Origin of the sequence: Streptomyces sp. NPDC046727, from assembly GCF_040645635.1 — a bacterium.
Taxonomy (GTDB): domain Bacteria; phylum Actinomycetota; class Actinomycetes; order Streptomycetales; family Streptomycetaceae; genus Streptomyces.
Map to the genome: position 1 here is coordinate 1 of NZ_JBEYYR010000033.1, position 23,305 is coordinate 23,305.

The 23,305-nt window shown below is 71.5% G+C and carries 22 protein-coding genes and 1 riboswitch; of the genes, 17 read left to right on the top strand and 5 right to left on the bottom strand.

Annotated features, from left to right (window positions below):
• The 3 genes from ABZ937_RS31765 to ABZ937_RS31775 all read left to right on the top strand — a co-directional run.
• On the top strand, positions 1-499 hold a 499-nt coding region (locus ABZ937_RS31765), incomplete at its 5' end, for a cbb3-type cytochrome c oxidase subunit I (RefSeq protein WP_361696801.1).
• Entirely contained in the window at positions 496-894 is a 399-nt protein-coding gene (locus ABZ937_RS31770; protein WP_361696802.1) for a cytochrome c oxidase subunit 4, read from the top strand. The genes ABZ937_RS31765 and ABZ937_RS31770, both read left to right, overlap by 4 nt.
• 150 nt (positions 895-1,044) lie before the next feature.
• Entirely contained in the window at positions 1,045-2,307 is a 1,263-nt protein-coding gene (locus ABZ937_RS31775) for an Ig-like domain-containing protein (protein WP_361696803.1), read from the top strand.
• Between the two features lie 47 nt (positions 2,308-2,354).
• On the opposite strand, the gene ABZ937_RS31780 is transcribed toward ABZ937_RS31775, so the two are convergent.
• Positions 2,355-2,756: a hypothetical protein gene (locus ABZ937_RS31780; protein ID WP_361696804.1), complete on the bottom strand. Its 402-nt coding sequence runs from the start codon at positions 2,754-2,756 to the stop codon at positions 2,355-2,357.
• Positions 2,757-2,922: 166 nt separating this feature from the next.
• On the opposite strand from ABZ937_RS31780, the gene ABZ937_RS31785 reads away from it, so the two are divergent.
• From ABZ937_RS31785 to ABZ937_RS31815, 7 genes are all read left to right on the top strand, one after another.
• On the top strand, positions 2,923-3,543 hold the full coding sequence (locus tag ABZ937_RS31785; protein ID WP_030348419.1) for a heme-copper oxidase subunit III: 621 nt from the start codon (positions 2,923-2,925) through the stop codon (positions 3,541-3,543).
• Between the two features lie 62 nt (positions 3,544-3,605).
• On the top strand, positions 3,606-4,418 hold the full coding sequence (locus ABZ937_RS31790) for a c-type cytochrome (protein WP_361696805.1): 813 nt from the start codon (positions 3,606-3,608) through the stop codon (positions 4,416-4,418).
• Positions 4,415-5,473 carry a Rieske 2Fe-2S domain-containing protein gene (locus tag ABZ937_RS31795; RefSeq protein ID WP_361696806.1) on the top strand — a complete coding sequence of 353 codons (1,059 nt, stop codon included), beginning with the start codon at positions 4,415-4,417 and terminating at the stop codon, positions 5,471-5,473. Before ABZ937_RS31790 ends, ABZ937_RS31795 begins: the two co-directional genes overlap by 4 nt.
• A complete protein-coding gene (locus ABZ937_RS31800) occupies positions 5,470-7,107 on the top strand; it encodes a cytochrome bc complex cytochrome b subunit (protein ID WP_361696807.1) in 1,638 nt (545 codons plus the stop codon). The genes ABZ937_RS31795 and ABZ937_RS31800 overlap by 4 nt, the downstream gene beginning before the upstream one ends.
• Positions 7,108-7,228: 121 nt before the next feature.
• Positions 7,229-8,293: an anthranilate phosphoribosyltransferase gene (gene trpD / locus ABZ937_RS31805; RefSeq protein WP_361696808.1), complete on the top strand. Its 1,065-nt coding sequence runs from the start codon at positions 7,229-7,231 to the stop codon at positions 8,291-8,293.
• 74 nt (positions 8,294-8,367) lie between these two features.
• A riboswitch (SAM riboswitch) is annotated at positions 8,368-8,484 on the top strand.
• 128 nt (positions 8,485-8,612) lie between these two features.
• Entirely contained in the window at positions 8,613-9,974 is a 1,362-nt protein-coding gene (locus ABZ937_RS31810) for an aminotransferase class V-fold PLP-dependent enzyme (RefSeq protein ID WP_361696809.1), read from the top strand.
• A 133-nt stretch (positions 9,975-10,107) separates the two neighbouring features.
• Entirely contained in the window at positions 10,108-12,279 is a 2,172-nt protein-coding gene (locus ABZ937_RS31815) for a PQQ-binding-like beta-propeller repeat protein (protein WP_361696810.1), read from the top strand.
• On the opposite strand, the gene ABZ937_RS31820 is transcribed toward ABZ937_RS31815, so the two are convergent.
• Positions 12,276-12,557: an Lrp/AsnC ligand binding domain-containing protein gene (locus ABZ937_RS31820; RefSeq protein WP_361696811.1), complete on the bottom strand. Its 282-nt coding sequence runs from the start codon at positions 12,555-12,557 to the stop codon at positions 12,276-12,278. The genes ABZ937_RS31815 and ABZ937_RS31820 overlap by 4 nt on opposite strands.
• The gene (locus tag ABZ937_RS31825) at positions 12,554-13,297 is read right to left on the bottom strand and encodes a rhomboid family intramembrane serine protease (RefSeq protein WP_361696812.1); all 744 of its coding nucleotides are present in this window, start codon (positions 13,295-13,297) and stop codon (positions 12,554-12,556) included. Before ABZ937_RS31825 ends, ABZ937_RS31820 begins: the two co-directional genes overlap by 4 nt.
• Before the next feature lie 162 nt (positions 13,298-13,459).
• On the opposite strand from ABZ937_RS31825, the gene ABZ937_RS31830 reads away from it, so the two are divergent.
• The 5 genes from ABZ937_RS31830 (at position 13,460) to ABZ937_RS31850 (ending at position 18,813) form a co-directional block, all read left to right on the top strand.
• Positions 13,460-13,699, top strand: a complete 240-nt coding sequence (locus ABZ937_RS31830) for a hypothetical protein (protein WP_361696813.1) — start codon at positions 13,460-13,462, stop codon at positions 13,697-13,699.
• A gap of 46 nt (positions 13,700-13,745) precedes the next feature.
• Positions 13,746-15,089 carry an NYN domain-containing protein gene (locus tag ABZ937_RS31835; RefSeq protein WP_361696814.1) on the top strand — a complete coding sequence of 448 codons (1,344 nt, stop codon included), beginning with the start codon at positions 13,746-13,748 and terminating at the stop codon, positions 15,087-15,089.
• A gap of 212 nt (positions 15,090-15,301) precedes the next feature.
• Positions 15,302-16,342 carry an NlpC/P60 family protein gene (locus tag ABZ937_RS31840; RefSeq protein ID WP_361696815.1) on the top strand — a complete coding sequence of 347 codons (1,041 nt, stop codon included), beginning with the start codon at positions 15,302-15,304 and terminating at the stop codon, positions 16,340-16,342.
• Between the two features lie 239 nt (positions 16,343-16,581).
• Positions 16,582-17,598 (top strand): NlpC/P60 family protein, encoded by a 1,017-nt coding sequence (locus ABZ937_RS31845; protein ID WP_361696816.1) that lies wholly within the window; start codon positions 16,582-16,584, stop codon positions 17,596-17,598.
• Between the two features lie 27 nt (positions 17,599-17,625).
• The gene (locus ABZ937_RS31850; protein WP_361696817.1) at positions 17,626-18,813 is read left to right on the top strand and encodes a hypothetical protein; all 1,188 of its coding nucleotides are present in this window, start codon (positions 17,626-17,628) and stop codon (positions 18,811-18,813) included.
• Here ABZ937_RS31850 and ABZ937_RS31855 read toward each other — a convergent pair.
• Positions 18,794-19,327, bottom strand: coding sequence for a PadR family transcriptional regulator (locus ABZ937_RS31855; RefSeq protein WP_361696818.1), 534 nt, complete (start codon positions 19,325-19,327; stop codon positions 18,794-18,796). The genes ABZ937_RS31850 and ABZ937_RS31855 overlap by 20 nt on opposite strands.
• A gap of 98 nt (positions 19,328-19,425) precedes the next feature.
• On the opposite strand from ABZ937_RS31855, the gene ABZ937_RS31860 reads away from it, so the two are divergent.
• Positions 19,426-20,754: an MATE family efflux transporter gene (locus ABZ937_RS31860; protein WP_361696936.1), complete on the top strand. Its 1,329-nt coding sequence runs from the start codon at positions 19,426-19,428 to the stop codon at positions 20,752-20,754.
• Here ABZ937_RS31860 and ABZ937_RS31865 read toward each other — a convergent pair.
• A complete protein-coding gene (locus tag ABZ937_RS31865) occupies positions 20,715-21,953 on the bottom strand; it encodes a glycosyltransferase 87 family protein (RefSeq protein WP_361696819.1) in 1,239 nt (412 codons plus the stop codon). The two genes, ABZ937_RS31860 and ABZ937_RS31865, sit on opposite strands and share 40 nt — an antisense overlap.
• Positions 21,954-22,087: 134 nt before the next feature.
• On the opposite strand from ABZ937_RS31865, the gene ABZ937_RS31870 reads away from it, so the two are divergent.
• Positions 22,088-23,230, top strand: a complete 1,143-nt coding sequence (locus ABZ937_RS31870) for a glycosyltransferase family 4 protein (RefSeq protein WP_361696820.1) — start codon at positions 22,088-22,090, stop codon at positions 23,228-23,230.
• Positions 23,231-23,305 lie beyond the last annotated feature (75 nt).

Below are 23,305 nucleotides of genomic sequence, written 5' to 3' on the forward strand. Positions count from 1 at the left end.
CGCGATGTTCGCCGGCTTCCACTTCTGGTGGCCGAAGTGGACCGGCAAGATGCTGGACGAGCGCCTCGGCAAGATCACCTTCTGGACGCTGTTCATCGGCTTCCACGGCACCTTCCTGGTCCAGCACTGGCTGGGCGCCGAGGGCATGCCGCGTCGTTACGCCGACTACCTGGCGGCCGACGGCTTCACCGCGCTGAACACGGTGTCGACCATCAGCTCCTTCCTGCTCGGCCTGTCGATCCTGCCGTTCCTCTACAACGTCTGGAAGACGGCCAAGTACGGCAAGCCGGTCGGCGTGGACGACCCGTGGGGCTACGGCCGCTCGCTGGAGTGGGCGACCTCCTGCCCGCCGCCGCGGCACAACTTCCTCACCCTGCCGCGGATCCGCAGCGAATCCCCGGCGTTCGACCTGCACCACCCTGAGATCGCCGCGCTCGAACAGCTTGAGCACGCCGGTCACGGCACCGCCGTCGCGGGCAGCAAGGAGGCCGGCAAGTGAAGATCCAGGGTCGGATGTTCATCTGGCTGAGCGTCTTCATCCTGATCATGGCCATCGTGTATGGCGTGTGGTCGAAGGAGCCGGCCGGAACCACCGCGCTCTTCCTGGCCTTCGGCCTGAGCGTCATGATCGGCTTCTACCTGGGCTTCACCGCCCGGCGGGTCGACGCGGGCGCCCAGGACGACAAGGAGGCGGATGTCGCGGACGACGCGGGCGAGCTGGGCTTCTTCAGCCCGCACAGCTGGCAGCCGCTCGTGCTGGGCTTCGGCGGTGCCATCGCCTTCCTCAGCATCGCGGTCGGCTGGTGGCTGATCTACTTCTCCGCCCCGTTCATCCTGGTCGGCCTGTTCGGCTGGGTGTTCGAGTACTACCACGGTGAGAACCGCACCCAGTAGGACGCGCCGAACGCACCGGGAGCCCGGACCTTCCTGACGGAGGGTCCGGGCTCCCGGCGTTCGCGGAGGGTCCGTCGTCTGCCGCAACGGCGTTCCCTCGAACGAGTCGCCCGACGCGCCGGTGCGCCCGCCACCTCATAGCGTGATCGTATGAACCACACTCCGCGGACCCGCACCGTCGTCAGCTGCACGCTGCTGGTGGTCGCCCTCGGCGCGGGCGTCACCGCTTGCGGTTCGGACGGCAACCCCCTGTCGGCCAGGCCGTACGACGCGGCGGACCAGATCTCCTTCAACGGCCCCACCGATGCGGGGAAGCGGGCCGACCCGGACAAGCCCCTGGAGATCACCGCCGAGAGCGGTGAGGGGCGGATCACGGACGTCACGGCCCAGGACTCCACCGGACGCTATGTGGCGGGCGAACTCGCGGCCGACGGCAGCCGCTGGCACAGCACCTCTCCGCTGGCCGCCGACGCCCATTACACGGTCACGGTGAGCACCGAGGACGAGGACGGCGCACCCGGCCGGAGGGTCCTCGCGTTCGACACCGGCAAGCCCGCCGGCAAGAAGCGCCTGAACGTCACGTTCGGGCCCCAGAAGGGCACTTACGGCGTCGGGCAGCCCATCACGGCCCAGCTCGACCAGGAGATCAAGGACAAGGCGCAGCGCGCCGTCGTGGAGCGTGCGCTGCGCGTGGACTCCGTGCCGGCCGTGCCGGGCTCCTGGTACTGGGTGAGCGACAAGGAACTCCACTACCGCCCCAAGGAGTACTGGCCGGTCCACGCGACCGTCCTGGCGCACAGCAACCTGGACGGCGTCAGGATCGGCGACCGGCTGTGGGGCGCGAAGTCCAAGGACCTGAAGATCACCATCGGCGACCGGGTCGAGGTCGTCACGGACGCCGCCGCGCACCAGCTCACGTACTACAAGAACGGCCAGCAGATCGAGCAGATCCCGGTCACCACGGGCAAGCCCGGTTTCGAGACCCGCAACGGTGTCAAGGTCGTCCTGGAGAAGCAGTACTTCGTACGGATGCGCGGCACCACCGTCGGCATCGCCGAGGGCACCTCGGACTCCTACGACCTGCCGGTCTACTACGCCACCCGGGTCACCTGGTCCGGCGAGTACGTCCATGCCGCCCCCTGGTCCGTCGGCTCCCAGGGCTACGAGAACGTCAGCCACGGCTGCACCGGTATGAGCACGTCCAACGCCGAGTGGTTCTACGACAACATCCGCGCGGGCGACATCGTCAAGGTCGTCAACTCCGCGGGCGACCCCATGGAGCCCTTCGGCAACGGCTTCGGCGACTGGAACGTCGACTGGAACAAGTGGCGCACCGGCAGCGCCCTCTTCGACGGCAGACCGGACGGCCCGGCCCCCCAGGACGCGCTGAGGATCCAGCCAGCGGCACTGTGAGCGCCCTGAAGGGGTGCGGGGCCGTGTCCGGCACGCGGCTGCCGCCGCTAGGCGCCCACCAACCGCCTCTGACGGAGCAGAGAAGCCAGCGCGGAGGCGAACTCCACCGGATCCACCGGCAGGGTGACGGCCGCGTCGGCCCGGCTCCACGTGGCCAGCCACGCGTCCTGGGGCCGCCCCATCAGAACCAGCACCGGCGGGCAGTTGAACACCTCGTCCTTGATCTGCCGGCACACCCCCATGCCCCCCATCGGCACGGCCTCGCCGTCCAGCACGCAGACGTCGATGCCCCCCTTGGCCAGTTCCCGCAGCACCGCGTCCGGAGTCGCGCATTCCAGGAATTCCACCCTGGGGACGTCCGGAGCCGGCCTGTGCCCGGCGGCCAGCCGTACTTGCTCGCGGGTGGTGGAGTCGTCGCTGTAGACCAGCACCGTGGCGGTCGGCTGCATTGTTCCTCCGAGACGTCAGCGTCGTACGGACAGGACGGGCAGGGCCGTCCGGGCGGATGTTACTCCCGTCGTCGTCACCGTGAACACCACGTCAACACCGGTCTGGCGGGGGGCAACACTCCGAACGGCACCCCCCGGAGTGAGCGCGAGATAAGCGACCGACATAATGTCGGTCGTGGCGACAGCAACGACAGTAGAAACCGGGCACGCGCACCCGTCGGTCAACCGGCCGAACCTCACCAGCGTCGGAACCATCATCTGGCTGAGTTCCGAGCTGATGTTCTTCGCGGCCCTCTTCGCGATGTACTTCACCCTCCGATCGGTGACCGGACCCGTTCACTGGAAGGAGCAGGCGGAGGCGCTCAATGTGCCGTTCTCCGCGACGAACACCACGATCCTGGTGCTCTCCTCCCTCACCTGTCAGCTCGGCGTGTTCGCGGCCGAGCGCGGCGATGTGAAGAAGCTCCGTGGTTGGTTCATCCTCACCTTCATCATGGGTGCGATCTTCATCGGCGGTCAGATCTACGAGTACACGGAGCTGGTGAAGAAGGACGGCATCTCGCTGTCCTCCGACCCGTACGGCTCGGTGTTCTACCTGACCACCGGCTTCCACGGCCTGCACGTGACGGGCGGTCTCATCGCCTTCCTGCTGGTCCTCGGCCGTACCTACATGGCCAAGAGGTTCACCCACGAGCAGGCGACCGCCGCCATCGTCGTGTCCTACTACTGGCACTTCGTCGATGTCGTCTGGATCGGCCTCTTCGCCACGATCTACCTGATCAAGTAGCCGGGACCGCTCCCGCACATCCAGAAGCACCGACGCAGAAGATCCTGACACCGGGGTAATCCGTGAAAAAGCTCTCCGCACGACGACGCCATCCGCTGGCGGCGGTCGTCGTCCTACTCCTCGCGCTGGCGGCCACTGGGGGGCTGTACGCCGCGTTCGCGCCCGCGGACAAGGCGCAGGCCGATGAAACCTCCCAGTCCCTGACCATCAAGGAGGGCAAGAAGCTCTACGAGGTCGGCTGCGCCAGCTGCCACGGCACCGGTGGCCAGGGCTCCTCCGACGGCCCGAGCCTGGTCGGTGTCGGCGCCGCCGCGGTCGACTTCCAGGTGGGCACCGGCCGTATGCCGGCCGCCACCTCGCAGGGCCCGCAGGTCGTTAAGAAGAAGAACATCTACACGCAGGCCCAGATCGACCAGCTCGCCGCCTACGTGGCGTCGCTGGGCGCCGGCCCGAGCGTGCCCACCAAGCAGCAGTACGGCCCCGAGGGCGCGGACATCGCCAAGGGCGGCGAGCTGTTCCGCACCAACTGCGCGCAGTGCCACAACTTCACCGGCAAGGGCGGTGCCCTGACCAAGGGCAAGTTCGCGCCGAGCCTGGAGGGTGTCGCTCCGAAGCACATCTACGAGGCCATGCAGACGGGCCCGCAGAACATGCCGTCCTTCCCCGACACCACGATGTCGGAGAAGAACAAGAAGGACATCATCGCGTACCTGAACGCGGTCAACGGCAGCAAGACGGAGAACCCGGGCGGTCTGGAGCTGGGCGGCCTCGGGCCGGTCACCGAGGGCCTGTTCGCCTGGATCTTCGGCCTCGGCGCGCTGATCGCGGTCGCCGTCTGGGTCGCCGCTCGGACCGCAAAGGCCAAGAAGTCATGAGTAGCCAAGACATTCCAGAAGAGAACCTGCCCGCTGAGCAGGACCACGCCGCCGGCGCGGTGACGGTCGCGGACGAGGAGAACCCGTTCGCGGACCCGGGGCTGCCGCCGCACGAGCACCGGATCCAGGACATCGACGAGCGGGCCGCCAGGCGGTCCGAGCGCATGGTCGCCCTGCTGTTCACGGTGTCGATGCTGGCCACCATCGGCTTCATCGTCGCGTACCTGGCCATCCCGAACGACAAGTCGATCTTCGTCTTCCCGATCGGGCACATCAGCGCGATGAACTTCGCGCTGGGTCTGACCCTCGGCACGGCGCTGTTCTGCATCGGCGCGGGCGCGGTCCACTGGGCCCGCACCCTGATGTCCGACGTGGAGGTCGCCGACGACCGTCACCCGATCGAGGCCGCTCCCGAGGTCCGGGCGAAGGTTCACGCGGACTTCCGCGAGGGTGCCAAGGAGTCGGCGCTCGGCCGCCGCAAGCTGATCCGCAACACGATGTTCGGCGCGCTGGCCTTCGTGCCGCTCTCCGGCGTCATGCTGCTCGGCGGTCTCGGTCCGGCGCCCGGCACCAAGCTCCGCCACACGATGTGGGCCAAGGGCATGCGCCTGGTCAACATGAACACGAACCAGCCGCTGCGTCCCGAGGACGTCGCCGTGGGCTCGCTCACCTTCGCCAAGCCGGACGGCCTGGAGGAGCACGACGAGGAGTTCCAGAACGAGATCGCCAAGGCTGCCCTGATGATCGTCCGGATCCAGCCGGGCAACATCAAGGACAAGCGCGAGCTGGAGTGGTCGCACCAGGGCATCGTCGCCTACTCGAAGATCTGCACCCACGTCGGCTGCCCGATCTCGCTGTACGAGCAGCAGACGCACCACGTGCTGTGCCCGTGCCACCAGTCCACCTTCGACCTCTCCGACGGTGCCCGAGTGATCTTCGGCCCCGCCGGCCACGCCCTGCCGCAGCTGCGCATCGGCGTGGACAGTGAGGGTTACCTCCAGGCGCTCGGCGACTTCGAGGAGCCCGTCGGTCCTGCATTCTGGGAGCGCGGATGAGTACTTCACAGAACGACAGCTCCCGCTCTCGCGGGAAGGCCCCGGCCGGCGAGCGCATCGCCGACTGGGCCGACGGCCGGCTCGGGATCTACTCCCTGGCCAAGGCCAACATGCGCAAGATCTTCCCCGACCACTGGTCGTTCATGTTGGGCGAAGTGTGCATGTACAGCTTCATCATCATCATCCTGACGGGTGTCTATCTGACGCTGTTCTTCCACCCGTCGATGAACGAGGTGGAGTACCACGGCAGCTACGTCCCGCTCCAGGGACAGCTGATGTCCGAGGCGTTCAACTCGACCCTGCACATCTCCTTCGACGTGCGCGGTGGTCTGCTCATCCGGCAGATCCACCACTGGGCCGCGCTGATCTTCCTCGCCGGCATGTTCGTGCACATGATGCGCGTGTTCTTCACCGGCGCGTTCCGCAAGCCGCGTGAGATCAACTGGCTGTTCGGCTTCCTGCTGTTCGTCCTCGGCATGTTCACCGGCTTCACCGGTTACTCGCTGCCGGACGACCTGCTCTCCGGCACCGGCGTCCGCTTCACCGAGGGCGCGATCCTGTCCATGCCGATCGTCGGCACGTACATCTCGATGTTCCTCTTCGGCGGCGAGTTCCCCGGCCACGACTTCGTCGCCCGGTTCTACTCGATCCACATCCTGCTGCTGCCGGGCATCATGCTCGGCCTGATGGTGGCGCACCTGATCCTGGTCTTCTACCACAAGCACACGCAGTTCGCGGGCCCCGGGAAGACCGAGAAGAACGTCGTCGGCATGCCGCTGCTGCCGGTCTACATGGCCAAGGCCGGAGGCTTCTTCTTCCTGGTCTTCGGTGTCATCGCGGCCATCGCCGCGGTCGCGCAGATCAACCCGATCTGGGCCATGGGTCCCTACCGTCCGGACCAGGTGTCCACCGGCGCCCAGCCCGACTGGTACATGGGCTTCGCCGAGGGTCTGGTCCGCTACATGCCGGGCTGGGAGATCAACTTCTGGGGTCACACGCTCGTCCTGGGCGTGTTCATCCCGCTGGTGCTCTTCGGTCTGGTCCTGGCGGCGATCGCGGTCTACCCGTTCATCGAGTCCTGGGTCACCGGCGACAAGAGCGAGCACCACATCCTGGACCGCCCGCGCAACGCCCCGACCCGTACCGCGTTCGGTGTCGCCTGGGTGACGGTCTACATGGTCGGCCTGGTGGGCGGTGGCAACGACCTCTTCGCCACCCACTTCGACCTGTCGATCAACTCCGTCACCTGGTTCGTCCGGATCGCGTTCTTCGCCGGCCCGGTCATCGCGTTCATCGTCACCAAGCGGATCTGCCTGGGTCTGCAGCGGCGTGACCGCGACAAGGTGCTGCACGGTCGCGAGACCGGCATCATCAAGCGCCTGCCGCACGGTGAGTTCATCGAGGTGCACGAGCCGCTCAGCCAGGAGCAGCTGCACACCCTCACCGCGCACCACCAGTACGAGCCGGCCGAGATCGGCCCGACGGTCGACGAGAACGGTGTCGAGCGCAAGGTGCCCGTGTCCCAGAAGCTGCGCGCCAAGCTCAGCAACGCCTACTACGGCGAGGACAACCAGATCCCCAAGCCCACCGTCGAGGAGTACAAGGAGATCACGAGCGGCCACGGCCACCACTGATCCCCGCGTCGCCACGCCACGCTGAAGGGCCCCGTCCGGGTTACGGACGGGGCCCTTCGCCGTGCCTCGGGGTGGATAGGGTGGGGTACGACATGGCAGGAATCTGTTCAAGGAGCGGCTGATGAGCGCTGTGACCCCCGCTGGAGGCGACACCGCGGCGGGCCGCTCCTGGCCCGCCCTGCTGAACGGTCTGCTGGACGGCCGGGACCTGTCCGCCGACGACACCGCCTGGGCGATGGACCTGATCATGCGTGGCGAGGCGACCGACGCGCAGATCGCCGCGTTCATGGTGGCGCTGCGGGCCAAGGGCGAGACGGTCCAGGAGATCACCGGACTCGTCCGGACGATGTACGAGCACGCGAACGTGATCGAGGTGCCCGGCCCGGCCGTCGACATCGTCGGCACCGGCGGCGACGGCGCCAAGACGGTGAACATCTCCACCATGTCCTCGATCGTCGTCGCGGGCACCGGCGCGAAGGTCGTCAAGCACGGCAACCGCGCCGCCTCCTCCTCCTCAGGCTCCTCCGACGTCCTGGAGAAGCTCGGGATCAACCTGAACCTGACCCCGCGGCGGGTCGCCGAGGTCGCCGAGGAAGCCGGCATCACCATCTGCTTCGCGGTCCGGTTCCACCCGTCGCTGCGTCATGTCGCCCCGGCCCGCGCCCAGTTGGGCATCCGGACCACCTTCAACGTGCTCGGCCCGCTGACCAACCCGGCCAAGGTGCGCGCCCAGGCGGTCGGGGTCGCCGACCCGCGCATGGCGCCCATCGTGGCCGGCGTCCTCGCCGAGCGCGGCAACTCCGCCCTGGTCTTCCGGGGCGACGACGGCCTGGACGAGCTGACCGTCACCGCCACCTCCCGGGTGTGGGTGGTCCGCGACGGCAAGGTCACGGAGGAGACCTTCGACCCGCGGGAGGTCGGCATCGAGCTGGTCCCCGTGGACGCCCTGCGCGGCGCCGACGCCTCCTACAACGCGGAGGTCGCCCGCCGGCTGCTGGACGGCGAGACGGGGGCCGTACGGGACGCCGTCCTGCTGAACTCCGCGGCCGCCCTGGTGGCCCTCCGGCCGACGGACGCGCCGCTGGCCGAGCAGATCCGCGCGGGCATGGCGAAGGCGGCCGAGTCGATCGACTCGGGCGCGGCCAGGCGCACGCTGGACCGCTGGGTGGCCGTCAGCAACGCCTGACCCCACCGGGAGTCGTCCCGCGATCCGGACACCGGTTGCGGGACGACGATCATTTCGCGTACGTTCCTGTACCAGGTCATGAGTGACAGTCATGAGGCCCCGGCCGACTGTCCGGCAACCCTCCGTCCGTGGCGGGGTGCCCCGGGTGAAGACCAGGCCGTGCACAGCAAGGTGTACGGCAAGCGCGGATCCCTCACGAACCCAGGGATCCTGGTCGTCGAGGAGTCTCCCGTGAGCAAGCGAATGCGTTAGGGCCGCAGAGCCCCGCCTCCGCACACCCTTTCTCTCTTCCTCTTCTTCCTCTCACGGGAGTTCCGCCATGTCTGTCTTCACCGCTGCCTCCGACCAGTCCGTTTGCACCCCTCTGCCCGTTCTGGGACGAGATGTCACCGTCCCGCTGGTCACCGGCGGCGAAGTCGCCTACGCCGCCCTCGACTACGCGGCCAGCGCCCCCGCCCTCCAGCGCGTCTGGGACGACGTCGCCGCGTACGCCCCGTACTACGGCAGCGTCCACCGCGGTGCCGGCTACCTCTCCCAGCTCTCCACGGACCTGTTCGAGAACGCCCGCAAGACGGTCGCCGAGTTCCTCGGCTGCCGGGCCACCGATCAGGTGATCTTCACCCGCTCCACGACGGACTCCCTCAACCTCCTCGCCCGGGTGATCCCGGCCGGCTGCCAGGTCTTCGTCTTCGAGACCGAGCACCACGCCTCCCTGCTGCCCTGGCAGGACGCGCGGGTCACCTACCTCGACGCCCCGCGCACCCCGGCCCAGGCCGTCGAGACCCTGGAGCGCGCCCTGGCCGCCCGTGACCCCTACGGCCCGGCCCTGGTCTGCGTCACCGGCGCGTCCAACGTCACGGGCGAGCTGTGGCCGGTGCGGGAGCTGGCCGCCGCCGCGCACGCCCACGGCGCCCGGATCGTCCTGGACGCCGCCCAGCTGGCCCCGCACCACCCCGTGGACATCCGTGACCTGGACGTCGACTGGGTCGCCCTGTCCGGCCACAAGCTGTACGCCCCTTTCGGCTCGGGTGTCCTCGCGGGCCGCGCCGACTGGCTGCGGGCGGCCGAGCCGTACCTCGCGGGAGGCGGCGCCAGCCGCAGGGTGACCCGGCGCGAGGACGGGGGAGTGGCCGTCGAGTGGCACGAGACCGCCGCCCGCCACGAGGCCGGCTCCCCGAACGTCATCGGCGCCTACGCCGTCGCCTCCGCCTGCAAGGCCCTCACCGAGGCCGGCTGGGACACCCTGGTCGCCCGCGAACAGCACCTGATCGCCAAGGTCCGCGAGGGACTCGCCGAGGTCCCGGAGGTGAAGATCCTCTCCCTCTTCGGCGACGACGCCCCGCGCGTCGGCGTCCTCTCCTTCGTCGTCGAGGGCTGGAACAGCTCCCACTTCGCCGCCGCCCTCTCCGCCGAGTACGGCATCGGCGTCCGCGACGGCCTCTTCTGCGCCCACCCCCTGGTCCGCACCCTGCTCGGCTCCGACCCGCAGACCCAGGGCGAGTGCGGCGCCCCCGAGGCGGCCCCCGGCGAGAAGTCCCTCAACGCCATCCGCGTCAGCTTCGGCGCGGGCACCCCCGACGAACACGTCGAGCGCTTCGTCGACGCGGTGAAGGAACTGGTGACGCAGGGCGCGAAGTGGCAGTACCGCACGGAGGAGGGCCGCTGCGTCCCGGCGGTGTGAGAGCGCCCCGAAGGGGCGCGGGGAACTGCGCGAGCAGCCACAACGCACCCGCAGTCGCCGTACCTCCGGACGCGGCAGACGAGACGGCGCATATAACCTCCCTCTGACACCACATCGGACAGGGGGACCCGGAGTGCAGCCGTTGCGCGCAGTCGACCCGCGCCACATCGGCCCGTACACCACCACGCACAGACTCGGCGCGGGCGGCATGGGCGAGGTCTACCTCGCCCGGTCCCGCACGGGACTGGCAGTCGCGGTGAAGGTGGTCCGGAGCGAGCACGCCGAGGACCGCACCTTCCGTGCCCGGTTCCGCCACGAGGTCCGCGCCGCGCAGACCGTCGGCGGCGTGGGCACGTACACCGCCCGGGTCGTGGACGCGGACACCGAGGCCGAACGGCCGTGGATGGCGACGGAGTTCGTGGCCGGCCCGAATCTGCGGGACGCGGTCCTGGACCACGGCGCGCTGCCGGAGCCGGCGGTCCGGATCCTCGCCGCCGCGCTCGGTGAGGCGCTGGCCGCCATCCATGCCAAGGGCCTGGTCCACCGTGACCTGAAACCGTCGAACATCCTGCTGGGCCCGGACGGGCCCCGGGTCATCGACTTCGGGATCGTCCGGGCCCTGGAGGCCACCGCGCTGACCCGCACCGGCGCGGTCGTCGGTTCGGTCGGCTATGTCTCGCCGGAGCAGATCCGCAACGGCGGCCAGGTCGGCCCGCCGAGCGACGTCTTCTCCCTCGGGGCGGTCCTCGCCTACGCGTCGGCCGGCCGGGAGCCGTTCGGCGAGGGCCAGGACTCGGTGGTCCTGCTGCGCGTCCTGACCCGCGACTTCGACCTGTCCGGCGTGCCGGAGGGGGTACGGCCGCTGGTGACGGCCTGTCTGCGCGAGGACCCGCTGGAGCGCCCGGAGCCGGCGGAGGTGGTGGCGGGCGCCGGATTCACTCCGGACACCCTGCGCGCCGCCGTCCGCCCCGGCTGGTACGGCCCCGCGGCCGGGTCCCGCCCGGCCCCCGAGGACCGCCCCAGCGGGGTGGAGTACCTGGCACCCACGCCCGAGCCCACCGCACCCGTGGAACCCAACGCACCCGTGGAACCCTCCGCACCCTCCGCACCCCCGGCCCCGACAGCTCCCTCGCTCCCCACCACCCCCGTCCGCCGCCTGGGCCCCGTCGCCCCCGGCCGTCGCCGTCTGCTGAAGGTCCTCGCCGGCGGAGCCGTCGCCGTGGGGGCCGGCGGCTTGCTGTGGGACCGGGCGTTCACGGTCGAGTCCGAGGGCGACAGCAGCAGCTCGCCCCGGCAGTCGGACACCGGCACGGCGAAGACCCCGCCCGCCGTGCTGCGCTGGCAGTACGACCTCGGCGGCATCGGCGGCCTGGACGGCCCCTGCTGCGCGCTCTCCCCGGACGGCTCCGTCGTCTACGCGGGCACCGCCGGCGGTGTCCTGCACGCGATCTCCCGGGACGGCTCCAAGCGCTGGAAGGTCCGGCTCGGCGACGACGTCTCCACCCCCGTGGCCACCCGGGACGGCGTGTACTGCGTGGTGGGCTTCCACGACGAGGACGTGCGCCGGCTGACCGCGGTGAACCTGTCCGGCAGCCCGCAGTGGACCCGCACCCTCGGCGACCGGGGGTACGCCGTCCCGGTGCCGCTCGGCGCGGACCTGCTCGTCACGATCGGCGGCACCGACGCGGGCGGGCTGCGCCGCTACGCCTCCGACGGCAGTGAGGTGTGGACCGCGAAGACCCCGGCCGGCCCCACCGGTACGCCCCTCGTCGCGGGCGATACGGTCTGCACGGGCAGCTTCGGTGACATCCTGCTGGCGCTGGACGCGCGGGACGGGTCGCGGAAGTGGCAGGTGTCCGCGGGCCCCGACGCCACGGCCGTCGCCCTCGCGGGCACCACCCTCATCGTGGACGCCCCCGCCGTACGCCAGGGCTTCCGTGTCACGGACGGCCGGCGGCTGTGGCGCAGGGACGCCGACGCCGGAGCCATGACGGCGGGCAACCGGTCACTGGCCGTCGGCACCGAACAGCGCACCGTGTACGGCGTCCGGGCGGCGGACGGCTCCCACGCCTGGACGTACGACGTCGAGAGCGGCTCGCTCGAGCCCCGGGCGGTGGTCGCCGGTACCACCGTGTACGCCCGTGCGGCCGGCCGGGTCTGGGCGCTGGACCTGAACGGGAAGAAGCGCTGGAGCGCGACCCTCGGCCGGGACGCGGGCGACGACCAGCACACCCCGGTCGTGCGCGGCAGCCGCCTCTACGTCCCCTCGGGCACCGGCATCGCCGCGGTGGAGCTGGGGTCCTAGTTGTCGAGGCCGATCGCGAAGGCCGCTTCCAGGTCGTGCTGGGAGTAGGTGCGGAACGCGACGTGCGTGTCCGTCCCCTCCACGCCGGGGATCTTGCTGATCCGGCCCGGGATGACCTCGGCCAGGTCCTCGTGCTGCCGGACCCGGACCATGGCGATCAGGTCGTAGGTGCCGGTGACCGAGAAGACCTCGCTGACGCTGTCCAGCGCGGCGATCTGCTCCGCGATCTCGGGGATCCGGTCCACGCTGGTCTTGATCAGAACGATCGCGGTGATCACGGTTGTTTCTCTCCCTCGGTGACCGGAGCTGGGGCGGACTTCACTCTAGCCGTACGGCCATATCTCACCCACGCGTAGCCGAACCCCAGACCGAACCCCACCAGATGCGCCAGGTACGCCACCCCGGGCCCGTCGGAGGCCCGGCCCGCCGCCAGCCACTGCAGAGCCGCCCAGAACGGCAGCACGACCCACGCCGGGAAGCGCAGCGGCAGGAAGAACAGGAACGGCAGAAGACTGGTCACCCTCGCGCGGGGGAACAGGTAGAGGAACGCTCCGAGGACCGCCGATACCGCCCCGGAGGCGCCGACCAGCGACTGCTCGGAGGCCGCGTTGGCCGCGGCGTAGCCCAGCAGGGCGAGGTAGCCGCAGCCGACGTAGAAGAGGGTGAACTCCACTCGGCCCATCCGTTCCTCGGTCATCGCCCCGAAGACGAAGAGGAAGAGCATGTTGCCGAGCAGATGCACCCAGCTGCCGTGCACGAACAGCGCGGTGGCCGGGGTGAGCGCCGCCCCGGCGGGTCTGGCGAACAGCTCGGCCGGGACCACGCCCCAGTGCCGGAAGTACGCCCGCTGCGCGGCGAGCAGCGCGTCCCCGGAGCCGTACCCGGGGACCAGCCCGGAGGCCGGCCCGAGGGCGAAGACCAGACAGCACAGCGCGATGAGGCCGTACGTCAGGGGCGCCGAGATGCCCCGGACCGTTCTGAGTGTCCGGCCGGCGGCCGTGCTCCAGGTGCTGATCATGACTACAGAGCATGACGTAACGGGACGCAAGCTGACAGACCGCCTCGCCGCCGTGGACGGACGGGCGGCGAGTACCCGCCAGGCCGTAGGGTTACGAGCCACACGCGTCGGGGAGCGGCGCGGACGCGCACGACGCACACGAGAAGGAAGTGGACGGTCACGATGACGGTTCCCCTGCCGACGGCCACCACGCGATGGCGCTGCACCCTGTGCGGCAACCTCACCCGGTTCGACGTGACCCGCTCGTCGAAGGTCGTCGAGTACGTCCACCTCGACCTGGCGGGCGAGCCGACCGTGGAGGAGCGCGAGGTGGTCAGTGAGACCATCGAATCGGTGCGCTGTCGCTGGTGCAACGCGGTGGACCAGGTGGAACTCGTGGACAGGCCGGGCGGCGGCTCCTGAGCGGAGCGGCTCCCGGAGGGACATAGTGGGCATTGGGGTGTGACGGATGGTGGAGACCGCAGGCGGGGGGCCGGGCGACGGCACCGCTGAGGTGCTTGACCGTCCGCTGCCCGACGGCGTGCGCCGGCGGGTCGTGCAGATCGTCTCGGACGGCTTCGGCGGGCTGACCGTGGCGGAACTGCCCGCCCAGCTCAGGCAGTACGCCCGGTTCGCCCCCAATCGCCGGGCGAAGTTCGCCGGGAACGCGATGGCGGCGGCGCTGGAGACCGATCCGCTGTTCCGGCAGCGGATCGGGGAGAAGTTCAGAGAGGCGCAACCGGAACTCGCCGGCGCCCTCGACTCCGGCTCCCCGCCCCCGGCCGCGGACCCGCTCGACGTGGCGGCTGCGGCCTATGTGCTGCGCCCGACGGACTGGGTGAAGCTGGTCACCGCGGCCGGCGAGGAGGCCCAGCGCGCGGACGCCGAGCGGGCCGACGAGGAGAGTCGGGCCGAGCTGGAGCGGCTGCGCGCCGAGCTGGCGCAGGCCCGTGAGCACACCCGCGCCGAGAACGAACGGCTGCGCGCGGAGCTGGAGTCGGCGAAGAAGGAAGCGGAATCGCTTCACCGCAAGCTGCGTGCCGCGCTCAGCGATGTGAAGCGGGGCGAGGCCGCGCTGCGCAAGGCGCACGGCGAGATCGACGCCGTGCGCGCCGATGCGCAGGCTCAGGTGTCGGCCGCGGAGAGTGAGTCCCGCCGGCTCAAGGCCCGTCTCGGTGAGGCCGAGGCCGCGCTGGAGGCCACCCGCCGGGCCGCCCGCGAGGGCCGCAGCGTGGAGGACATGCGGGTCCGGCTGCTGCTCGACACCCTGCTGGACGCCACCCAGGGGCTGCGCCGCGAACTCGCCCTGCCTCCGGTGTCCGTGCGTCCGGCCGAGACGGTGGATGCCGTCGAACCAGGACGAATGACCCCGAAGGACATCGCGACCCGGGCCCTGTCCGAGAACGATCCGGCCATTCTCGACCAGTTGCTCGCGCTGCCGCAGGCGCATCTGGTCGTCGACGGCTACAACGTGACCAAGACCGGCTATCCGCAGATGCCGCTGGAGAAGCAGCGGCTGCGGCTGCTGGGTCAGCTCTCCGCGCTCGCCGCGCAGACCGGGGCCGAGGTGACCTGTGTCTTCGACGGCGCCGAACTGGCCGCGCCGGTGCTGCTCGCGCCGCCGCGCGGGGTGCGGGTGCTGTTCTCCAAGCCGGGCGTCACGGCCGACGAGCTGATCCGCCAGCTGGTGCGCGCGGAGCCGCCGGGGCGTCCGGTCATCGTCGCCTCCACCGACCGGGAGGTCGCCGACGGGGTCGCCAAGGCGGGTGCCCGACCGGTGGCCTCTGCGGTGCTTCTCAAGCGACTGTCCTGAAGGTCCAACGGGCATAGGCAATGCCCGAATTGGCCGTATCGTCACGCAGCGCAGCGTCAATCCGGCGTCACTGCATGTGTGTTGTGTGCAAAGAATGCATTGCGTGACGAGGTTTTTTGCTGTGAGGATTTGAACTGATCACAACTGGGTCACTAGGGTCTGGGCTCGAACCTCCGAACGGGTGATCACTCACAAGAAGGAGTTCGTCCTCCGTGGCGTCCCACCGTCGACCCAAGCAGCCGAGCCGCACGCGCGTGACCGTGCTCACCACCGCTGCCGCAGCTGCCGTCGCGCTCAGCGCCAACGCCGCCAACGCCGCGCCGAGCGAGAAGCTCAGCAAGGACGAGGTCAAGGCCAAGGTCGACAAGCTCTACGAGCAGGCGGAGCAGGCGACCGAGAAGTACAACGGCGCCAAGGAGAAGCAGCAGAAGCTGCAGAAGGAAATCTCCACCATCCAGGACAACGTCGCCCGCGGCCAGGAGGAGCTCAACAAGCTCCGCGACGGCCTGGGTTCGCTGGCCACCGCCCAGTACCGCTCGGGCGGCATCGACGCCTCGGTCCAGCTGTTCCTGTCGTCCAACCCGGACGACTACCTCGACAAGGCGTCCACGCTCGACCAGTTGAGCAGCCAGCAGGTCGACGCCCTGAAGAAGATTCAGGACAAACAGCGCGAACTCGCCCAGGAGCGGGCCGAGGCCACCGAGAAGCTCAAGGACCTCTCCGCCACCCGCACCGAACTGGGCAACAAGAAGAAGGAAGTCCAGGGCAAGCTCGCCGAGGCGCAGAAGCTCCTGAACACCCTGACCGCCAAGGAGAAGGCGCAGCTCGCCGAGAAGGAGCAGCGCGCCAACCGCTCCTCCACCGAGCGCGTGGACCTCGGCGACGCCCCGCCCGCCTCCGGGCGCGCCCAGGCGGCCTTCTCCGCCGCCCAGACCCGGCTCGGCTCGCCCTACGTCTACGGCGCCACCGGCCCGTCCTCCTTCGACTGCTCGGGCCTGACCTCCTGGGCCTACGCCCAGGCCGGCGTCTCCATACCGCGCACCTCCGAGGCACAGGCCCAGATCGGTACGAAGATCTACAACCAGAGCGACCTGAAGGTCGGCGACCTGGTCTTCTTCTTCAACGACCTGCACCACGTCGGCCTCTACGCGGGCAACGGCCAGATCCTGCACGCCCCGCGCACCGGCACCGTCGTCCGGTACGAGTCCATGACCACCATCGGCGGCCCCTTCATGTTCGGCGTCCGGGTCTGACACCCGGCGACACACGGACCCGGGTGGCGCCCGAACGGGCGAATCCCCGGGAGCGAAACTGACTCCACGCCCCGCCGGTGACCTGCGTCAGCGGCGGGGCGTCACTCTGAGTTGACCCCAAGGCCTTTGGCTCCGGCGCGTCCGCACGGCTACTGTCTGCCGCGTTTCCCCGGCGCCGGGGCCTCCCCGTCCCCAGGCGCCGGGGAAACGGTCTTGTGTCCGCCAGCAGAAGGACTGCCGTGGGGTCCCATCGCCGCCTTGCTCCGTCCGGATTCGACCGGGGCGCCGCCGCTGCCGTGTTCGTACTGTCGGCTGCCGCGACCGCGCTCGGCGCCGTACCGGCGGCGCACGCGGCGCCGGGCTCCGGCACCCGCGCCGAGGTGGACCGCCTGTACGAGGAGGCGGAGAAGGCGACCCAGGCCTACGACAAGGCCGACGAGCGCGCCGGAGAGCTGCGCCGGGAGGTCCACGACGCCCAGGACCACATCGCCCGCCAGCAGCAGCGCGTCAACGACCTGCGGGAGCAGATCGGTTCGCTGGCCGGTGCCCAGTACCGGGCCGGCGGCATCGACCCGACGGTCGCCCTGCTCTTCTCCGCCGACCCCGACGACTACCTGGACAAGGCGTCCACGCTCGACCGCATCGGCACCCGGCAGGCCGGCCGGCTCAAGGAGTTGCAGTCCGCGCTGCGCGACCTCGCCCAGGAGCGCACCGAGGCGGCCGGGACCCTCGCCGAGCTGGAGAAGAGCCGCAGGGCCGTGGCCGCCCACAAGCGGACCGTGGAGCGCAAGCTCGCCCGGGCCCGGCAGCTGCTCAACGCCCTGCCCGCCGCCGAACGCGCCGCCTACGACCGGGCCTCCCGCGGCAGCCGCCCCGAGCTGCCCGACCTGACCGGCGCCGCCGCGGTCGACGGCCGTGCCGCCTCGGCCCTGGCCGCCGCCCGCTCCGCCCTCGGCCGCCCGTATGTGTGGGGCGCCAACGGCCCCTCGGGCTTCGACTGTTCGGGCCTGATGCAGTGGGCGTACGCGCACGCCGGCATCCAGCTGCCGCGCACCTCGCAGGCGCAGCGGTTCGCCGGCCGGCAGGTCCCGCTCTCCCAGGCCCGCCCCGGTGACCTGGTCGTCTACCGCTCCGACGCCAGCCATGTGGCGATGTACGCCGGCAACGGCCAGGTCATCCACGCGCCCTACCCCGGCGCTCCGGTGCGGTACGACCCGGTCGGGATGATGCCGGTCTCCTCGGTCACCCGGCCCTGACCGCGCCGCCGGCCGTACGATCGGAAAGTGGCTGGTCGCGGACGGGCGTGGAGCATCGGAGCCCTGGGGCTCGGTCTGCTGCTGCCCCTCGCCGGGTGCGGCGGGCACCCGACGGCCGACCCGGCCCGGGCGGAGGTGCAGCAGGTGCTCGACCGGCGCTCGGCGGCCCTGCTCGGCCACGACGAGGGGGCGTACGGCGCGACCGGCACCCGTACGGAGTACACCCGGCTGCGCGCCCTGCCGCTGGCCTCCTGGAGCTACCGGGTCACCGCCCTGCACCGCACCGCCTCCGGCGCCACCGCCGACGCCGACCTGCGCTACCGCGTCGCCGGCTACGACCGGGCCCCCGTCGACACCCGCCGCACCCTCACCCTCGGCCGCACCGCCGACGGCCACTGGTACGTCACCGCCGACAGGCCCGCCGGGAAGGCCGGGCAGCAGCTGTGGGACCAGGGCACGGTGACCGCCGTCCGGGGCGCGCACAGCCTGGTGCTCGGCACCGGCGGATCCGCCGCCCGGCTGAAGCCGTACGCCCGGCTCGCCGACCGCGCGGTCCCGGCCGTCTCCGGGGTCTGGGGCACCGGCTGGAGCCGCCGGGTCGTCGTCCTGGTCCCGCGGTCCCTCGCGGGCATGGCGGCCCTGCTCGGTTCGCCGGCCGCCAGTTACCGGGGCATCGCGGCCGTCACGACAGGGGAGGCGGGCGGCCCGGCCCAGGCGCCGGCGGACCGGGTGGTGGTCAACCCGGAGGCGTACGCCGTGCTCGGTGACCTCGGCAGGCAGGTCGTCCTCACGCACGAGACGACCCATGTCGCGACCCGGGCGAGCACCACCGCCGCCACCCCGCTGTGGCTCTCCGAGGGCTACGCCGACTGGACCGGCTATCTCGGCACCGGCCGCACCCCGCCCGAGGCCGCCCCGGAACTGGCCCGTGCCGTCCGGGACGGCGAGCCGCCCGACGCGCTCCCCGGCGACGAGGACTTCGGCTTCACCAGCGAGCCCACGAAACTGGCGCGGGCCTACGAGAGCGGCTGGCTGGCCTGCCGGATGATCGCCGACCGGTGGGGCGAGGCCCGGCTCGGCGCCTTCTACCGGGCCGTCGGCGCCCACGGGAAGCGGGCGGGCGCGGTGGAGGAGGCGCTGAAGAAGGTGCTCGGGACGACCCCGGAGGAGTTCACGGCACGCTGGCGCGCCTACGTCACGACGCAGCTCGGCTGAGCGTCTCGACGGCCTCGCGCAGCCACTCCCGCTCGGCCGCCCCGGTGGCCCGGGCGACCCGCAGCATGCCCTCCCGGAACAGGTCCCCGGCCTCCTCCGCGGGCACCGGCTCGCCCTCCCGGTAGAAGAAGCTCGCCGGAGTCTGGAGGAAGTCCAGCCGGCGGCGGAGCACGGCGGCCTGCTCGGCGGGGTCGTCCAGGTGCCGCAGGAAGGCCAGGACGGTGTTGAAGCGGACGTGGTCGGTGATCTCCGCCTGCTTGGGGGCGCGCAGCCGCTCCAGCAGCTCGGCCCTGCCCTTCCCGGTCAGCGACAGCACTCGGCGCGGGGCGGCGCTCGCGCCCTCCTCGGTGCGCTGGTCGAGCAGGCCGGCGGTGACGAGCCGGTTGATGGCCGGGTAGAGCGCGCCGTCGCTGACCGGGCGGACGTGCCCGCTCAGTGCTTTGATGCGCTCCTTCAGCTCGTAGCCGTGCAGCGGTTCCTCGGCGAGGAAGCCCAGGATCGACAACTCCAGCACGCGAACTCCTCATTGCGGTCGGCGACGGATCCATGCTAGCTCTTATCGAGCTACCTCGAAACGAGATAGCTCGATAAGAGGGGGATCTCGTGAAACCCGTGAACGCCCACCGCGGGCAGCTCGTCTCGCTCGCCCGCCCCGTCTACCTCTCGCTCCTCGCCTCCGTCGCCTCCGGGATCATCAACACCGTCTGGGTCTCCCGCCTCGGCGGCGCCGCCGTGGCCGCCGTGGCCGTCGCGACCAACGCCGAGAACGTGCTGCTCGGCGTGGCGCTCGTCTTCGCCTCCGGTACGACCGTGCTCGTGGCGCACGCCCGCGGGGCCCGCGACCCGGCCGCCGTACGGGCCGCCGTGCGCGGGGGCTGGGCGCTGTGCGCGCTGGTCACGCCCGTGGTCGCGGCGGGCGGCTGGCTGCTGCGCGAGCCGCTGGCCGCCCTGGTGCTCGGCGGCGGCGAGGGCGCGGCCCCGCGTCTGGCCGCCGCGTACTTCGCGATCTCCCTGCCCGGCATGGCCGTCTTCTTCGTGCAGCAGCTCGTCGACGGCATCCTCAAGGGCGCGGGCGACACCCGTACCCCGATGCGGCTCGCCCTGCTGGCCAACGGGCTGATCCTGGTCTGCGACCCCGTTCTGATCCACCTCTACGGCGTCCGGGGTGCCGCCGCCTCGACCGTGCTGTGCCGTGGCGCGGCCCTCGCGGTGGGGCTGCGCGCCCTGCGCCGCACCCCCCTGCTGCGGACGGCCGCCCGGGCCCCGCTCGCCGCCGGACCCCTCCCCGCCGCCCTGCGCCGCACCCTCGCCACCGGGCTGCCCATGTCCGCCGACTTCACCGTGCGGCAGGCTGGGGCACTGGTGCTGGTGGCGATCGTGGCGCGGCTCGGGGTGACGGCGGTGGCCGCGTACGCCATCGCGTACAAGGTCATGTACGTCGCCACCATGGCCTTCTACGCGGTACGCCAGGCCGCGGCCATCCACACCGCGCACACCCGGGGCGCGGGCCAGGACGCGCGCCGGGACATCGGCCGGCAGGCGGTGCTCCTCGCCGGCGCGCTGGGCCTGCTGGCCGCCGTCCTGTTCGCCGCCACCGCACCCTGGATCACGGCCGCCTTCGGCGCCGGTCCCGAGGTCGCCCGCCAGGGCGTGCTGTTCCTGCGCTGCATCGGCCCCTACCTGCTGCTGATGGCCTGCTTCATCGCGCTCGGCGGGGTCTTCGAGGGCAGCGGGTCAGCGCCCGCGCTGCTGCGGGTCACCCTCCTCGGCACCGCCGTCCAGCTGCCGCTGGCGTACGCCCTGTCCGGCCTCGGCCTGCCCGGCGTCTGCCTGGCGCTGGCGCTCGCGATGGCCGTGCAGTGCGCGGCCGTGGCGGTGCTGCTGCCGCGGCGGTCCGGGCGTCAGGAGGAGACCGGGGTCTCCTCGGCCCGGGTGGCCTGAGGCGGGAAGGGGGCGGCCCGGGGCGGCGGGACGGTCGCGCGCCACAGCCGGCGGGCCGCCGTGACCGTGGCCGCGACCAGCAGCCCGTTGCGCAGCACCAGCAGCGCGATGCCGTACCCGTCGCTCAGCACCACGTGCGAGAAGCCGAGCGGGAACTCCAGGACCGTCACGAAGGACGCGAGCACGACCAGCAGCGCGGGCGCGACCATACGGCTCGCCCGGTACGTGAGGCAGACGGCGGCCAGACCGATCAGCCACACCAGGTACTGCGGGCTGATCACCCGGCTGGTCACCGTGAACAGCAGCACGGCCGTCAGGGCCGCCTCGGCGAGGGTGTGCGGGTCGCTCAGGCCCCGCGCACGCAGCCGCCACAGCAGCAGCCAGCCGAACGCGACCCCGGTCAGCGCCAGCGCGGCCGTGCTGACCTGGTCCACATGCGGGCCCAGGAACTCGATCGAGCCGTAGTTCAGGAGCACCTCGCCGTGCCAGCCGAAGTGCCGGGCCACATGGAAGACCAGGGCGCCCAGCGACTCCACCTCGGTGCCCCGGTCCCGCTGGAAGGTCAGGAACGCGAACGCGCCCGGCATGGTCACCGCGAACAGCAGCGCGACGCCCGCCGCGGTCACCGCCGCCGACGCCCACGCCCGCCGCCGCACGGCGCCGACCAGCAGCAGCGCCGGCCACACCTTCAGCAGCGCCCCGACCGCGGTCAGCGCGCCCATCACCCGGGGGTGCCGGGTCCCGGCGAGCAGCGCCGCCACGGCCACCGCGGTCACCATCACGTCGTAGCGGGCGTACACCGTCGGCCCGAGCAGCGGCACGCCCGCCACCCACACCCAGGCCCCGCGCGGGGACCGGCCGGAGCGCCCGCCGGCGTACCGCAGCAGGGCCAGCACGACGAGGTCGGCGAGGCAGGCCAGCACGAAGAAGGCGTGCGCGTACGACAGGAACGGCAAGGCGGCGGGGGAGAGGATTGGCAGGGCGGCGGCGGGCGGGTACTGCCAGGTCACGTCGTCCAGCGGAAACGTTCCTTGCTGGAGCACCTCGTACCAGCCGCGGTAGATCACCGACACGTCCGAGGTGACGTCCGGGCCCGGGAAGGCGTACACCCGGAACACGAACAGCAGCAGCATCACGCGGGTGACGCCCCAGGTCGCGAGCAGCCATGCCAGGGACCGCCCGGCGCCCTTCGTCTCCACGTGATCCCCTGCCGTTCGATTCCCGTGCCGTTCGAATCCGCTTCGAGCGACCATGATGTCCTGCGACCCTGTGCCCCGGCCACAGGCTCGGCCGCCCCCGGCCCGGCGCGGCCCATTCGGTAGGGTCGGCGGCGATGCACAAGACCCTGATCGTCACCAACGACTTCCCGCCCCGGCCGGGCGGCATCCAGGCCTTCCTGCACAACATGGCCCTCCGCCTGGACCCCGACCGGGTGGTCGTCTACGCCTCCACCTGGAAGCGCGGCCGGGAAGGCGCCGAGGCCACCGCCGCCTTCGACGCCGAGCAGCCCTTCACCGTCGTCCGCGACCGCACGACGATGCTGCTGCCCACCCCGGGGGCGACCCGGCGGGCGGTCGGGCTGCTCCGCGAGCACGGCTGCACCTCGGTGTGGTTCGGCGCGGCGGCCCCGCTCGGCCTGATGGCGCCCGCGCTGCGCCGGGCCGGCGCCCGGCGGCTGGTGGCCACCACCCACGGGCACGAGGCCGGCTGGGCCCAGCTGCCCGCCGCCCGGCAGCTGCTGCGCCGGATCGGCCGGTCCACGGACACGATCACCTACCTCGGTGAGTACACCCGCTCCCGGATCGCCACGGCGCTGACCCCCGAGGCGGCCGGCCGCATGGTGCAGCTGCCGCCCGGGGTCGACGAGAAGACCTTCCACCCCGGCTCCGGCGGCGACGAGGTCCGGGCGCGGCTCGGCCTGACCGACCGGCCGGTGGTGGTCTGCGTCTCCCGTCTGGTGCCGCGCAAGGGCCAGGACACCCTGATCGAGGCCATGCCCCGCATCCTGGCGGCCGAGCCGGACACCGTGCTGCTGATCGTCGGCGGCGGCCCCTACGAGCAGGACCTGCGCCGTCTGGCCCGCGAGCGGGGGGTCGAGGCCTCCGTGCGCTTCACCGGCGCCGTGCCCTGGTCCGAGCTGCCCGCGCACTACGGCGCCGGGGACGTCTTCGCCATGCCCTGCCGCACCCGTCGCGGCGGCCTGGACGTGGAGGGCCTCGGCATCGTCTACCTGGAGGCCTCCGCCACCGGCCTGCCGGTCGTCGCGGGGGACTCCGGCGGCGCACCGGACGCGGTCCTGGAGGGGGAGACCGGCTGGGTGGTCCGGGGCGGCTCGGCGGAGCAGACCGCCGAGCGGATCGTCGCGCTCCTCGGCGACCCCGAGCTGCGCCGCCGGATGGGCGAGCGGGGCCGCCGGTGGGTGGAGGAGAAGTGGCGCTGGGACCTGCTGGCAGAGAAGCTCAAAGCCTTGCTCTGAAACCTCGCCGGGACCCTAGGCGGAACCGGAAAATCCGCACATGCTGCGCGCATGGCAGCAAACCTGATGCAGCGT